We start from the raw sequence: 14805 nt of genomic DNA on the forward strand, positions 1-14805 counted from the left end.
GCGAACGGTGCGGCCGGCGCCGCTATTTACGACACCGCACGCCGCGCATTGCGGCCGCGCAGCCATTCGAGCGCGAGCAGCAGGCTCGTCGAGAAGACGATCAGGATCGTGGCGAGCGCGGCGATCGTCGGGCTGATGTTCTCGCGAATACCCGTGAACATCTGGCGCGGCAGCGTCGTCTGGTCCGCGCCCGCGAGGAACAACGTGACGACCACTTCGTCGAACGACGTCGCGAATGCGAACAGCGCGCCCGACATCACGCCCGGCGCGATCACCGGCAGCGTCACGCGGAAGAACGTCGTGACCGGATTCGCACCGAGCGACAGGCTCGCCCGCACGAGGTTCTGGTTGAAGCCCTGCAGCGTCGCGGCCACCGTCGTCACGACGAACGGCACGCCGAGCGCCGCGTGCGCGGCGATCAGCCCCGTGTAGGTGTTCGCGAGCCCGAGCGGCGCGAAGAACAGGTACATGCCGACGCCGACCACGACGACGGGCACGATCATCGGCGACAGCAGCACGGCCATCAGCAGCCCCTTGCCGCGGAAGTCTGCCTTCGTCAGGCCGATGGCCGCGAGCGTGCCGAGCACGGTCGCGACGACGGTCGCGGACGGCGCGACGATGAAGCTGTTCTTCGCGGCCATCCGCCACTCGTCCGATGCGATCAGGTTCTCGTACCAGCGCGTGGAGAAGCCCGGAATCGGATAGACGAGGAACGTGCTCGACGAGAACGACAGCGGCACGATCGCGAGCACCGGCAGGATCAGGTACAGCAGCGTCAGCACGACGAGCACGCGCAACGCGACGTACCACGCGCGCTCGACGAATGACATGTGCGGCGCGAACAGCGGCCTGGCGAGTTTCATGGTCGGCATCCCCTTCCCGTTTCCCTGTGCCCGGCGCTCAGCCGAGACTCACGTTGGTGCGCGTGAAGCGCCCGTACACCGCGTACAGCACGAGCGTCGCCGCGAGCAGCAGCCCGCCGAGCGCACACGCCATGCCCCAGTTGATCGTCACGTTCGTGAAGTACGCGACGTAGTAGCTGACCATCTGGTCGTTCGGCCCGCCGAGCAGCGCGGGCGTGATGTAGTAGCCGATCGCGAGGATGAACACGAGCAGCGCGCCCGCGCCGACGCCCGGATAGGTCTGCGGCACGTACACGCGCCAGAACGCGGCGAACGGATGGCTGCCGAGCGACACGGCCGCGCGCTGGTAGGTCGGCGGAATCGACTTCATCACGCTGTAGAGCGGCAGGATCATGAACGGCAGCAGGATGTGCGTCATCGAGATGTACACGCCGACGCGATTGAACAGCAGCGTCAGCGGATGCGAGATCAGCCCGCTGCCGATCAGCGCCGTGTTGATGAGCCCTTCGCTCTGCAGCAGCACGATCCATGCGGCGACGCGCACGAGCACCGAGGTCCAGAACGGAATCAGCACGAGGATCATCACGAGGTTCGCGCGTCGTTCCGACAGCGTCGAGATCCAGTATGCAAGCGGATAACCGAGCAGCAGCGCGAACAGCGTGACGGCGATGCCGATCACGAACGTGCGCCCGAAGATCGCGAGGTAGATCGACTGGTCGGGATCGGCCTGCACGATGCGGCCGAAGCCGTCCTGCTTGTGATCGAGCGCCGCGAGCAGGTAGAACGGCGACACCTGGCTGCCGTTCTTCGCGATCGACTGCCAGTACGCGATCTCGCCCCAGCGCGCATCGAGGTCGATGAATTTCGCGCGCGTCTGCGCAGGCGTGAGCGCCGCGTCGCCGTCGCCCTTCAGCGGCATCGCGCGCGCCGTCTTCGCGACGAGCGAGCGATAGCCGGGAATCTCGGTGTTCAGGCGCCGTGCGAGCGCGCCCATCGCCTCGCTGTCGGCCACCTTCGTCATGTCGGCCGCGAGCGCGGCATACGCGGCGTCCGCCGGCGGTGTCTTGCGGTCCCAGCTCGACAACGCGGCGACCGTGTTCGGCAACGCGGTCGCGATCTCCGGGTTCTGCACCGCGCGCGTGAGCAGCGTGCCGATCGGCACGACGAAAATCAGCAGCAGGAAAATCGCGAGCGGCGCCACCAGCAGCAGCGCCATCGTGCGCTTGCGGGCCTCGGTGGCCTTCAGCTCGCGCTTGAGCGCGGCGGCCGACGGCGGGGAAGGCGCGATCGTCATGGTATTCAACGGTTCTCTCCGGCCGGGCACGTTCCGGCGGAATGCCGCGCGACACGATCGACGCGTCGCGCGGCCGGTTGCATCACGACACCCGTGAGGATGCCTGACCGGTTACTTCGTTGCCCACGCGGCGAAGCGCTGTTCGAGCTCGTCGCTGTGGTCGGTCCAGAAGCCGATGTCCTCCAGTACCGCGTTCTTGCCGTTGGCCGGCGAGTTCGGCAGGTTCGCGAGCGTCTTCGCGTCGAGCGACTTGATCGCGGCGACGTTCGTCGGGCCGTACGCGATGTGCTGCGCATACGCCTGCTGCGGCTTCGGCGTCAGCGTGTACGCGATGTACTGCTCGGCGAGCGCCTTGTTCGGCGAACCCTTCGGAATCGCCCAGTAGTCGAGGTCGTAGATGCTGCCGTTCCACACGACCTTCAGGTTCTTGCCTTCCTTCTGCGCGGCGTCGATGCGGCCGTTGTACGCGGTCGACATCACGACGTCGCCGGCGACGAGGAACTGCGGCGGCTGCGCACCCGCTTCCCACCACTGGATGTACGGCTTCAGCTCGTCGAGCTTCTTGAACGCGCGATCCTGGCCGGCCTTCGTGCCGAGCACCTTGTAGACGTCCTTCGTCGCGACGCCGTCGGCCATCAGCGCGAATTCGAGGTTATAGCGCGCGCCCTTGCGCATCCCGCGCTTGCCGGGGAATTTCTTCACGTTCCAGAAATCGGCCCAGCCGGTCGGCGCCGACTTCAGCTTGTCCGCGTTGTACGACAGCGCCGTCGACCATACGAAGAAGCCGACGCCGCACACCTGCGGCGACTCCGGAATCAGGTCGGATTTCTTCGCGATCTTCGACCAGTCGAGCTTCTCGTACAGCCCTTCGTCGCAGCCGCGGTTCAGGTCGCCCGATTCGACTTCGACCACGTCCCAGTTGACGTGCTTCGCCTCGACCATCGCCTTCACCTTCGCCTGCTCGCCGTTGTATTCGACGGCCGTGACCTTGTTGCCGGTCGCCTTCTCGAACGGCTGGTTGAACGCGGCCTTCTGCGCGTCGCCGTTCGCGCCGCCGAAGTTGACGACCGTGAGCTCGGCAGCCGCGGCCGATGCGCCAAACGCGACCAGTGCCAGCGCGAGCGCCGTGCGGCGCGCGGTAAAGCTTGCTCGTTTCATGATGGTTCCTCTCCTCTCGTGGTGGAAGTGGGCTTTGTTGTTGACGACGTGCTGCGGAAAACCGGGTAAACCATGCTCACGCGAACACGCGCAGGTGTTCGGGCGAGAACGCAAGCGAGACCGGCGCGCCGGGCGAGAACGCGTCGAGCGCGCCGGTGCCGAGCGGCACCTTCACGAAGCATTCGTCCTGGCCCGGCAGCGCGCAGCGCATGCGCACGTGATCGCCGAAATAGATGAGGCTGCGTGCCTCGCCGCTCACGCAATTGGCGGCGGTGCCATTCGCGCCGTGTGCCGCGAGGCTCATGCGTTCGGGGCGGATGCACGCGACGGCCGACGCGCCCTCGGCGGCTTCGCCGATATGGCGGCCGACGAGCTTCGTGCCGTCGTCGAGCCGGAATTCGCAGAATTCGCCGTCGACGCGCGCGATGGTGCCGCGCAGCCGGTTGCTGTCGCCGATGAAATTCGCGACGAATTCGTTGCACGGCGATTCGTACAGGCGATCGACGGTGTCGAGCTGCTGCACGATGCCCTTGTCGAACACGGCGACGCGATCGGACATCGTCAGCGCCTCGCCCTGGTCGTGCGTCACGTACACGAAGGTCACGCCGAGCTTTTCGTGCAGCGCCTTCAGTTCGTACTGCATGTGTTCGCGCAGCTGCTTGTCGAGCGCGCCGAGCGGCTCGTCCATCAGCACCAGCTTCGGCTCGAACACGAGCGCGCGCGCCAGCGCGATGCGCTGCTGCTGGCCACCCGACAGTTGCGCCGGATAGCGTTTCGCGAAGCGCTCCATCTGCACCATCTTCAGCGCATGCGCGACGCGCTCCGTGCGCTCGGCGGCGGGCAGCTTGCGCACGGTCAGCGGATACGCGACGTTCTGCTCGACCGTCAGGTGCGGAAACAGCGCGTAGTTTTGAAACACCATGCCGATGTTGCGCTTGTGCGGCGGCACGGTGTTCAGCAGCTCGCCGTCGAGGCGGATCTCGCCGCCGGTCGGGAATTCGAAACCGGCGAGCATCATCAGGCAGGTCGTCTTGCCCGAGCCCGACGGCCCGAGCAGCGTCAGGAATTCCCCGCGGTGGATATCGAGGTCGAGCGATTTGACGACCAGCGTCTCGCCGTCGTAGGTCTTCCGCACGCCGCGAAAGCTGACGATCACATCATCGGACTTCATCGTGGCTGTCCCCTTGCTTCGCGACAATTGATTTTGAGATGCGAGCCACTATACGGCGCGCACGGTTCTACAATAGGGAACCATTTCAATATTCCAAGTAGGACCACTTTGGATACCGTGATCGTCGCCGACTGGCTCTCCGCCCGCATCGACCGCAGTTCGCCCGAACCGATGTACCGGCAATTGCTGCAACTGATGCAGCAGGCCATCCTGACCGGAGAATTGGGGCCGGGAACAAAGCTGCCGAGTTCGCGCACGCTCGCGGGCGACCTGTCGATCGCGCGCAATACGGTCCTCCACGTGTACGACCAGCTGACGGCCGAAGGTTACGTGCTGACGACGACCGGCAGCGGCACCTACGTGGCCGACACGCGGCCGGACGCCGCCGCGATCCGCGTGCCGGGCGCCGCGCCGCCGCCGTCGGCCACGGACGAACCGCCGCCGCCCGACGCGCAGGGCAGCCTGTCGATGCGCGGGCGGCAGTTGATCGAGCATGCGGGCGTCTCGCGGCGCCAGTGGGGTGCGTTCATGCCGGGCGTGCCGGACGTGTCGGAATTCCCCAGCCGCACGTGGAGCCGCCTGCAGGCGCGGCTGTGGAAGGAGGCCAATCCGGAACTGCTGACCTATGCGCCGGGCGGCGGCTACCGGCCGCTGCGGCGCGCGCTCGCCGATTACCTGCGCGTCGCGCGCTCGGTCAAATGCTCGCCGGACCAGGTGATCATCACGACGGGCATCCACCAGTCGATCGATCTCGCGGTGCGGCTGCTGTCCGACATCGGCGATCGCGCGTGGGTCGAGGAACCGTGCTACTGGGGCGTGCGCAGCGTATTGCAGGCGACCGGCCTCACGCTCGCGCCGGTGCCGGTCGACCAGGAAGGGCTCGACCCGAGCGCCAGCGACATGCAGCATCCGCCGCGGCTCGTGCTCGTCACGCCGTCGCATCAGTACCCGCTCGGGATGGTGATGAGTCTCGCGCGGCGCCGCATGCTGCTCGAATACGCGCGCCAGCACCGCTGCTGGATCATCGAGGACGACTACGACAGCGAATTCCGCTACGGCAGCCGCCCGCTCGCATCGCTGCAGGGGCTCGACGACGGCGGCCGCGTGATCTACGTCGGCAGTCTCGGCAAGATGCTGTTCCCGGGGCTGCGGATGGGCTACATGGTCGTGCCCGAGCATCTGGTCGACACCTTCCGCACCGGGCTGTCGGAGCTGTACCGCGAAGGCCAGCTGATGCAGCAGGCCGTGCTCGCCGAATTCATCATGGACGGCCACCTCACTTCGCACGTCAGACGAATGCGCACGCTGTACGGCGAGCGCCGGCAACTGATGATCGACGCGATCCGCGCGCGCTTCGGCGACGCGCTGCCGGTGATGGGCGACGAGGCCGGCCTGCATCTGGTGCTCGGCCTGCCCGACGCATGCGACGATCGCGCGGTCACGCAGAGCGCATTCGACGCCGGTGTCATCGTGCGCCCGCTCACCAGCTACTACAGCAACCTCGATACCGCGCGGCAGGGCCTGCTGCTCGGCTATGCATGCGTCGCGCACGAAGGCATCCGGCCCGCGTTCGACACGCTCGCCGATACCATCGAGCACCATCTGCCGCGGGACATCACGCGCGCGGCATAGGGTTGGTCATACGCGGCGGCGCCCGCGTTACTGCGCGCTGCCTGCCCCGCGATCGAGCGACGCCGCGCGCACGGCTTCGCCGGGCTTCGTGAACACACGCTGCCGCAGCGCCGCGATCCGTGCGTCGCGCTCCTGCGGCGACAGGCCGGCCGAGTCGATCTGCGCACGCTGGGCCGCATAATCCGCGTAACGGCCCTGCCACGACGCATCGTCCTGCTGCATCTGCGCGACTCGCGCCGCCGCCTCGGGGCCAAGCGTCTGCGTCAGTTGCGCGCGCATCGCGTCGGGCGTCGCGCCGCTCTTCTGCAATTGCGCGATCTGGTCGATCGCGGCGCGCTGCCGCTCCACGCGCTGCTGCGCCGCGCGTTCGTCGGCCGGCATCTGCTGTTCGAGCGCCGCGAGCCGCTCGGCCTTCTGCGCATCCGTCAGTGAGCGATCCTGAACGATCTTCAACCGTGCGAGGTCGTGGCGCTGCCGCCACTGCTCCGCACCGAAGAACGGCTGGCTCCAGTCGCCGAGCGTGCGATACGCGATCGACGCGCGCTGATCCAGCGCCACCTGCAACGCGCCCAGATCCGACTTGTCGACTGCTCCGGCATCGCGCAATGTCGCGAGCGCGTCGAGATACGCGCGATACCGGTGCCACACGTCGAGCGCCTCGGCCTGCGCGACCGTGCCCTCGAGCTGCGCCGCGATCTCGCGGACGACGAACGCATCGAGCGCGGCCGCGCTCAGGTCGCTCCGCGCGCTCAGGCAATAGTCGAAGAAGTCGCGCACCGCGCGCGACTTCGCGAGATGGCCGCCCGCATCGAGCGGCAACCGCGGCGCGCTGGAACCGGCGAGCGACGGCGGGAGGCCCGCACTCGCCGGCACGGTGGGCTGCGGCGCGACGGCCGCCACGCCGCCCACCGCGGCCGCATCCGGCGCGTCGCCCGCTGCGCCCGTGCCGCGATGCGATCCCGCACCGCCCCACATCGCGACGCCGGCAATCGCAGCCAGCCCCACGACACCATAGATCGCCACGCGCCGCGCCAGCGGCGCGCGCCTTTCACGTGCCGCCATCGATTACACGCCCGCGAGCTTCAACCGGTTCGCATGCGTGCGGATCACCGCGACCGGATCTTCCGCATACGCGCCGCGCACGCCGAGCAACTGGTTGATCTCGTCGAGATGGTTCCACTTGTAGCTCGTGCTCAGCACCTTCCCGTACAGCGCGCTGCACTTCGACACGAGCCCGTCGTTCTGGCCCGAGGCGCGGTTGATCATCACCGTGCCCGTGCCATACAGCGCGAGCGTCGACAGGTCGAGCGCGTTCGCCGGATCGACGACCGGAAGCGTGCTCGTGTCCGTCGCTCCCGTCACGCCGAGCACGGAAAGCGTCGGCTGGATCGCCGTGCCGGCCCACGAATACAGCAGATGCGTGTTGCCGCCGACGGTTTCCGTCGACGCGCCGGTCTGGCAACTTCCGGGCGCGCCGAGACCCGCGCTCGGATAGTTCTGGTTGTAGGCGGCGGCCTGCGCGGTCGTCAGCGTCTTCAACGACGCGAGGGCGTCCTGGTTCGTGTTGTGGCTGCTGCTCGTCAGGATCCCGAATACATTGACGAATGCGGCGATCACCGTCGACGACAACCCGGTCGGATCGTACGCGAGCACACCCTGCACGAAGTCGGCGAACTCGGAGCCGCGATGCGGCGTGCCGATCGTCGTCACCGACGCGACGAGATCGGGCGCGACGGCCGCGACATAGCGCGACGTCAACCCGCCCTGGCTGTGACCGACGAGATTGACCTTGGTCGCGCCGGTCGCGGCGAGCACCGTCTTCACGTAAGCCAGCAACTGTTCGCCGCGCCCATTGGGGCCATCGTCGCTCTGGAAGCCCGACAGGTTCGCGACGTAGACGGTCGCGCCGTGCTGCTCCAGATCTTCCTGGATGCCGTACCAGTACTCGAGTACGCCCGCATACTTGTCGGTGCCGGTCAGCCCGTGCACGAGAATGATCGGATAGCGCGTCGTCGCATAGTCGTCGACGGGCGCGGTTGCCGCCATCGCCGTGTGCGTCGTCGCGAGCGTCGTCAGCGCGGCCGTCCCCGCGAACGGCGCGACGCTCATCGCGCATGCCACTGCCCCTGCCATTACCCTGGAACGCATCGATCTGGCCATGCATGTTCTCCTGATTATTGTGCTGCCGGTGCGAATGACACCGGATCGACACGCACGCCGCATCGCACGCACCGCGTGTGTCGAATGCGGGAGTGAAGCACGACTCGCGAACGTTTGCTCCCCGACTAGATACGGTTCTCTAATCGGTTGACGCGCACCGCCCGTTCGGGCGGTGCGGCGTTCACGCATGCGCATGCTGCGACGCACATGCGCGATGCGCTACAGCTTCGCGCTCACGCGCACCCAAGCGGTACGCCCCGGCTCCATCACCGGCGCGTTCGCCGGATAGCCGAAGCCCGCGTTGCCGGCGAGGTTCAGATGCTCGGTGTAGGCCTTGTCGAGCACGTTGTCGATGCCGATCGAGATCTGCACGGTCTTGCTGACGTTGTACTGCGTATGCAGCGACAGCACGCCGAATCCGGCGCTCGGGCCGAAGTCCTTGCCGACCACGTTGCCCTCATTCGGTGCATAGCGATGCTGCGGCGCAACGATGCGCCACAGGCCGCCTGCCGACCATGCGCCGCGCGTGTATTCGAGCCCGATGCGCGCCTCGAGCGGCGGCATCTGCGGCAGCGGATCGCCGCTCGCCACGTTGCGCCCCCACGCATACGCAAGCGACGTCTCGACGCGCAGCGGCGCGACCGGCCGCCACGACACGCCGGCTTCGCCGCCCATGATCTGCGCGTTGACGTTGGTTGCCTGCGTGGTCGGCCCCATCATGCCGGCCGCATAGTTGAACAGGATGAAGTCCTGTACGTAGCCCCCGTACACCGACACCCAGGCATCGAACCGGTCGCTCTTGTATTGCGCGCCGACGTCGAGCTGGGTGGTCTTCTCCGGCTGCACCGCCGAGAACGCATTGACCGAACCGGCCGGCCCGCGCGTCGCGGAGAACAGTTCCCAGTAGTCCGGATAACGCTCCGCATGGCCGATCCCCGCGTACCACGTGACGGGCAGCGACGCGAGATCGCGCTCGTAGCGCACGAAGCCGCTCGGCAGCACCTTCGTCCGATCGTCGTCGAAGGTCGGGTTCGGCTTGCTCGTCATCATGCCGCGCTTCATCGCGCGCTTGTCGCGTGCGCTCGCATAATCGACGCGCGCGCCGCCGATCACGCGCGACACGTCGCTCGCATACCACGTCAGCTCGCCGAACACGCCCGCGTTCCACATCGTCGCCTGCGCATCCCACGGCTGGTCGCCGTAGTTCTGCCAGCCCATCGCGGAGCGCGAATCGAGCCGGTTCGATTGCGCATCGACACCCGTGACGAACTTGAAGTCGTCGCCGAAGCGCAACGTCGCGGCCGCACGCGCGCCGAGCGTGCGGCGTCGCACGTCCGCGGCCATCCGCATCGGCATGCTGCTCGTCGGGTCGGGCTGCCGCAACGTATGGTTGTCCATCACGTGATCGGCTTCGTTGTAGTACACGCGCGCCTCGATCCGGTCGAGCACGTCGCCGAGATGCCGCTTGTCGAACGACAGGCCGAACGTCTCTCGGCGGAAATGCGCGCCGTCCATCCCGCGGCCCGCGTAGCGCGCATAACCGTCGCCGGTGCCGGCGGTCAGCTCGACGCGCGTATGGTCGTCGGGCGTCCAGCCGAGCGCCGCATCGGCGTTCCACTTGTCCCACTGCGACGGCACCGTGTTGCCGTTGCCGTCCTTGTAGTCCTGCGAATGCGCGTGGTTCGCGCTCACGCGGCCATAGACGTCCGGCGTGCCGGCGCTCAGGTCGATGTTCTGGTCGTTGCGGCCGAACGACCCGCCGACGAGACTGCCGTCGAAGCGCATGCCGGGGCGCTCGAAACGCGGCGTCACGCGCTCGAACAGCACGGTGCCGGCCGACGCGCCCGGGCCGTACAACACGGTCTGCGGCCCCTTCACGACGGTGACCTTGTCATAGCTTTCCGGGGCGATATACGACGTCGGCGCGTCCATCCGGTTCGGGCACGCGCCGAGCGTCGGCATCCCGTTCGCCAGGATGTTCAGCCGTGACCCGAACATCCCGCGCAGCACGGGGTCGCCGTTCGTGCCGCCGCTGCGGATCGACGTGAAGCCGGGGATCGTCTTCAGGTAATCGGCGCCGTCGCTGGCGGGCAGCGGCTGGCGCGGCGCCTTCGGATCCGTGATGACGACGAGCGGCGTCGACAGCGGCGATGCGACGACTTCGACGGGCGGCAGCAGCACGGCCGTGTCGTTCGCCGTCGCACCGGCCGCGTGCGCGGTTTCGGCTGCGGCAGCGCTCGCGGCCAGCGCGCCGACAGCTAGCGCGGGAACGGTAAGTTTCAGCATGCGCGGCAGCGGCCGCGCACCGGTAGTGCGTGACGCACACGGCGCACGCAACTGGAAATTGATCATGGTCGAAAGCCCGAGTGACGCCCTCCACGCGGCCTCGACGGGCCGCACGGATATCGGCGGAAGTAGGAACGGCGGGAAACGCGTCAGGCGCGCTCGGGCGGTGCGCGCGGATAGGCGCGCGGATAGCGGTCGCTGCGCGCCGCGGCGGCAGGCGACGCGGCGGCGAAAATGGAAGCGACGGGCATGGCGCCGACCGATGCGGCGGCAGGCGCGCCGATGGCCGGGCTATGAGCGAAGAAGCCGCAGTAGCCGCATGCGTCGAGATGCAGCGCACGATCGTGCATGCCGCCCGCATCGGACGAACGATGCGCACCATGCTCGGTACTGCAGACGATCGCATCTGGCGTGGCCGCATGCGCGATACGCCACTGCGACACCAGCGGCGCCGCGATCGCGATCCAGATCGCGAGCAGGCCAAGCCAGGCAGTCAGGTGACGATGTCGGTGCAGCATGTACGGCGACGAGTAAGCGAAATGTAAAGGCAGCCGCGATGTTACCGAATGTTCGACGTGGTGACCAGTGCGCATGACGGTAAACGAAGCGGGGGCGCATGGTTGTCAACACAACCATGCGCCCCCGCGTGCCGCGCGCGCCGGAGACGGGACGATCAGGGCGCCATGCGCCGCAGCACGTCGTCGCGCCGGATGAAGTGATGGTAGAGCGCGGCCAGCGCATGCAGGCCGATCACGAAATAGAACGCGTTGCCGATCAGCTCGTGCGCTTCCTTGATCGTCGGCCGCAGCGCCTTGTCGGGGCCGAACAGCGTGAACGACACGCCGAGCCAGTCGAGCGACACCGGCTTGCCGCCCATGTTGATCATCATGATGCCGAGCAGCGGCTGCGCGATGATGAACACGTAGAGCGCGACATGCGCGAGCTTCGACAGCCAGCGCAGCAGCGTCGCCTGCGGAATGGCTTCCGGCACGCGGCTGACGACTCGCCACAGCACCCGCAGCACCGACAGCACGAGGACGAACGTCCCGGCCGTCAGATGCACGTTCATCCAGAACGCACGGCTGTCGCTGCCTTTCGGCCCGCGAATCTCGATGGCCAGGTAGGCCAGCGCGACCAGCAGGAAGATGGCCCAGTGGAAGAAGATCGCGGGCGAGCTGTAGCGCGTCTGTTTCGCGAGGATGTTTCTCATGCTTGGTCTCGTGTTGTATTCGGGGAGGGCGCCAGTTGCGATCGGCCTGCGCCAGTCAACGCCGTGACGATTGTAGCCGCACGGGCGTCCGGTTTTGCACGGCCCGATCAAATATCCGACGAATCGTCAACGCGCGCCCTGCAAGGCCGCCCTATGGAAAATCCGCATCGCGCGCGCGAGCGGCTGTGGCACGATGAAGCTTTGGTGCGACGGCGCGCGGGCATCATGAGCAAAGCGTTCTTCGTTGCGGCCTATCGGCTGATCGCCGCGTTGCTCGCGGTGTCCACCACGCTGCACAGCATCGCCGACTACTGGCGCCTGCCGAACTTCCATCTCGGCAACTACCTCAGCTACTTCACGCAACTGAGCAGCCTCTACGCGGCCGCGATGCTGGCCGCGGGGCTGTGGCGCCTCGCGCGCCCCGGCTCGGCCCGCTACGAATCGATGCGCGGCGCGGCGGTGCTGTACGTGCTGATCACCGCGATCGTCTACGAGCTCCTGCTCGCGCGGCTCGATGCGCTGCGCCACGTCACGCCTGCGTTCAACAACTGGGTACTGCACCGGATCGTGCCGCTCGTGATGCTGTGCGACTGGCTCTATGTCGAACCGCGCTCGCCGATTCCGCGCCGCAGCGCGTTCGCGTGGCTCGGCTTTCCGGTCGTCTATCTCGGCTATACGCTCGTGCGCGGCGCGGTGGAGAACTGGTATCCCTACCCGTTCGTCGATCCGCGGCCGCACGGCTACCTGCCCGTCGCGATCCAGTGCTCGCTGATCGCGCTCGGCGCGGCGGCGCTCGCATTGGGCATTTGCTGGCTCGGCAATCGTGCGAGACAGTCCGGCGGCGCGATGCTCAAGGAAGGATGAAGACGGAAAGGACGAAAGGGGGCGGGAACGTGTGCGCCACCCGGCGCACACGTGGCGATGCCGGCGATCAGCCGCCGTTGCGCGGCAGGAAGTTCATCGGATCGACGACCTTGCCGTTCTGACGGACTTCGAACTCGAACGTCGAACGACCGCTCGCGTCGGTGCCCATTTCGGCGACCGGCTGCCCCTGGCGCACCGCGTCGCCTTCGTTGACGAGCAGCTTGCCGTTGTGCCCGTAGGCCGTGATGAGCCCGTTGTCGTGCTTCAGGATCACGAGCGGACCGTACGCCTTGACGCCGGAGCCGGCGTACACCACGCGCCCGTTTGCCGCGGCCCGCACCGAATGGTCGGGCCCGGATGCGACGATCACGACGCCGCGCGTCTTGCCGGCCGAGAACGGTGTCGCGACGACACCCGTGGCGGGCCATGCGAGCGAGCCCGGCTGGGCGGCCGCCGCGGGCGGCTGCCCGTACGAGGTCGCGGCCGGCGGCGGCGCGACCCGCAGTACCTGCCCCGGCGACACCGCGTCGGTGGGCGACATGTGGTTCCAGCTGGCCACGTCCTGCACGCGCTGCCCGTAGGCGTTCGCGATGCCCGCCAGCGTATCGCCCGGGTTCACGCGGTAATAGCCGGCAATCACGCCCGGCGTCGCAGCCGACGTGGGCGCCGATTGGCGCGTGGGTTGCCAGCTGTCGGTCCACGGCGTCATCGTGCAGCCCGTGAGCGCGATGGCCGCGGCAACGAGCGCCGCCTGCGGCAGCCAGCGCGTGAGCGCGTCGTGGGTGGGAATAGTTTCTCTCAAGGGTCCTCCCGGATTTTGCGTCGTTACGCCGCCCACCGCCCTCCGGCACGCGACGCACGATGTCCGGCCGAACGGCCGGCTCAACCAGTATCCGACCGCTTTCGCGGCCATCGGTTTCCACAGCGGAACGTCGGCGCGAACGAGCTCACCGGCCCCTTTTTCGCGTCGTCCCGACCGGCAAAGATACCATTTGTCGCGCTCGAGGCCCCGACAGTTGGCTGATCCGGAAACAATCTTGCGGCGTCGCACGCGCGCCAGTGGGCCGCGAGCCGTGCCAGGCGGGCCGTCCGGCGGGCGCTCGGGGGGGTTCCCGGGCGCCGTCGCCCTCGCCGCCCGTATCGGCCCCGTCATATTCTCCGCTTCGATCGCCGCCTATACTCGGTGATGCGCAACGCGATCCAACGACAACGAGGAGCACGACAATGAATAACGCGACGTTTCTCTCCGTGCAGCTCGACGCCGACGATTTCGCCGATTCCAGCGGTCTGGTCGAATTGCTCAACCGGCACCTGGTGTTCGCGACAGACGTCGCCGAAGCGGCCGATGCGCTCGTCCAGCTGGCAAGCGTCACGCATCTGACCGGCGCCACGCGCCACAGCGTGGAGCTGCCGGTCCTCGCGATCGAACGGTTGCGCGACGCACTCGATACGCTGAGCGGTTACGACGAAACGTGGCTGCAGGTGCTGGAACCGGCCGAAGCGCTGTTCCGCGATATCGGGCGCGGCAGGCGTCCGCTGCACTGAACGCCGGCGCATCGCGCGCCGCCAATGAAAACAGCCCGCCGTACCGCTATGCGGTGCGACGGGCTGTCGTATTACAGGGGGTCGGATGCGGTCGCCAGCGCGGCCGTACCATTAACGACCCTTGTAGACCGGTGCGCCATCCGCGATGCGCTTGACTTGCCAGCCAGTCTTGGCGGCAGCCGGTACGCCCGATTCCTGGCCGGCGGCCGGTTGCGCACCGTAGCCGGTCGTGTCGGCAGCGGCGACGTTCTGTTGCGGATTCACACGGGCTTCAGCAGCCTGGATGCCTTCCGGGTAGTTGGTCCGGTCGCTGCCCAGCTTGTAGCCGGCCTGTTGCAGCTGGGCCAGTTCGGCCTTCACCTGTGCACGGGTGACGGGCGCGTTCTGTTGGGCGAACGAGACGGCGGGGACGGCGAGGACAGCAGCAGCAGCGAACGTTGCGATCAGCGATTTCATGATTACCTCCGGGATTTTTTTGCTCCGCCGCACACACCATGTCTGCAGCGATGGAACAGAGTTTAGTCCCGACAGCACCTAGGGAAAACCATGAAAGAACGAAAACACTGTTTCCCCGGAGCCAACAATGTCGGCATCCGGGATAGAAAAACCCTATTCAAAGAAT

General features: G+C 67.4%; 14 protein-coding genes. 3 read left to right on the forward strand and 11 right to left on the reverse strand.

The genetic code is table 11. From position 1 onward, the window contains the following. Positions 1-26: 26 nt before the first annotated feature. From HWX09_RS06655 to HWX09_RS06670, 4 genes are all read right to left on the reverse strand, one after another. Positions 27-863, reverse strand: a complete 837-nt coding sequence (locus HWX09_RS06655) for an ABC transporter permease (protein WP_027782591.1) — start codon at positions 861-863, stop codon at positions 27-29. A gap of 37 nt (positions 864-900) precedes the next feature. Then, positions 901-2166: an ABC transporter permease gene (locus HWX09_RS06660; protein WP_155257311.1), complete on the reverse strand. Its 1266-nt coding sequence runs from the start codon at positions 2164-2166 to the stop codon at positions 901-903. Positions 2167-2268: 102 nt separating this feature from the next. Then, positions 2269-3315 (reverse strand): ABC transporter substrate-binding protein, encoded by a 1047-nt coding sequence (locus tag HWX09_RS06665; protein WP_027782589.1) that lies wholly within the window; start codon positions 3313-3315, stop codon positions 2269-2271. A gap of 76 nt (positions 3316-3391) precedes the next feature. Then, positions 3392-4486, reverse strand: a complete 1095-nt coding sequence (locus HWX09_RS06670; RefSeq protein WP_027782588.1) for an ABC transporter ATP-binding protein — start codon at positions 4484-4486, stop codon at positions 3392-3394. Between the two features lie 108 nt (positions 4487-4594). On the opposite strand from HWX09_RS06670, the gene HWX09_RS06675 reads away from it, so the two are divergent. Continuing rightward, positions 4595-6118 (forward strand): PLP-dependent aminotransferase family protein, encoded by a 1524-nt coding sequence (locus HWX09_RS06675; protein ID WP_027782587.1) that lies wholly within the window; start codon positions 4595-4597, stop codon positions 6116-6118. 27 nt (positions 6119-6145) lie between these two features. Here the strand turns inward: HWX09_RS06675 and HWX09_RS06680 are convergent, their stop codons facing one another. From HWX09_RS06680 to HWX09_RS06700, 5 genes are all read right to left on the reverse strand, one after another. Continuing rightward, positions 6146-7180, reverse strand: a complete 1035-nt coding sequence (locus HWX09_RS06680) for a lipase secretion chaperone (RefSeq protein ID WP_027782586.1) — start codon at positions 7178-7180, stop codon at positions 6146-6148. 3 nt (positions 7181-7183) lie between these two features. Further along, positions 7184-8278, reverse strand: a complete 1095-nt coding sequence (locus HWX09_RS06685) for a triacylglycerol lipase (protein ID WP_027782585.1) — start codon at positions 8276-8278, stop codon at positions 7184-7186. Positions 8279-8497: 219 nt separating this feature from the next. Next, a complete protein-coding gene (locus tag HWX09_RS06690; protein ID WP_027782584.1) occupies positions 8498-10630 on the reverse strand; it encodes a TonB-dependent copper receptor in 2133 nt (710 codons plus the stop codon). Between the two features lie 83 nt (positions 10631-10713). Continuing rightward, entirely contained in the window at positions 10714-11082 is a 369-nt protein-coding gene (locus HWX09_RS06695) for a DUF2946 domain-containing protein (RefSeq protein WP_027782583.1), read from the reverse strand. Between the two features lie 155 nt (positions 11083-11237). Further along, entirely contained in the window at positions 11238-11774 is a 537-nt protein-coding gene (locus HWX09_RS06700; RefSeq protein ID WP_027782582.1) for a cytochrome b, read from the reverse strand. A gap of 225 nt (positions 11775-11999) precedes the next feature. Between HWX09_RS06700 and HWX09_RS06705 the strand changes: the two genes are divergently transcribed. Then, positions 12000-12638 (forward strand): Pr6Pr family membrane protein, encoded by a 639-nt coding sequence (locus HWX09_RS06705; protein ID WP_027782581.1) that lies wholly within the window; start codon positions 12000-12002, stop codon positions 12636-12638. A 67-nt stretch (positions 12639-12705) separates the two neighbouring features. Here HWX09_RS06705 and HWX09_RS06710 read toward each other — a convergent pair whose 3' ends face one another. Next, positions 12706-13440 (reverse strand): peptidoglycan DD-metalloendopeptidase family protein, encoded by a 735-nt coding sequence (locus HWX09_RS06710; RefSeq protein WP_027782580.1) that lies wholly within the window; start codon positions 13438-13440, stop codon positions 12706-12708. A 422-nt stretch (positions 13441-13862) separates the two neighbouring features. Between HWX09_RS06710 and HWX09_RS06715 the strand changes: the two genes are divergently transcribed. After that, positions 13863-14183, forward strand: coding sequence for a hypothetical protein (locus HWX09_RS06715; RefSeq protein ID WP_027782579.1), 321 nt, complete (start codon positions 13863-13865; stop codon positions 14181-14183). A gap of 111 nt (positions 14184-14294) precedes the next feature. Here HWX09_RS06715 and HWX09_RS06720 read toward each other — a convergent pair whose 3' ends face one another. Continuing rightward, positions 14295-14639: a DUF4148 domain-containing protein gene (locus HWX09_RS06720; protein WP_027782578.1), complete on the reverse strand. Its 345-nt coding sequence runs from the start codon at positions 14637-14639 to the stop codon at positions 14295-14297. Between the last annotated feature and the right edge of the window lie 166 nt (positions 14640-14805).

This window comes from Burkholderia sp. BCC1208 (assembly GCF_902833095.1).
Lineage (GTDB): Bacteria > Pseudomonadota > Gammaproteobacteria > Burkholderiales > Burkholderiaceae > Burkholderia.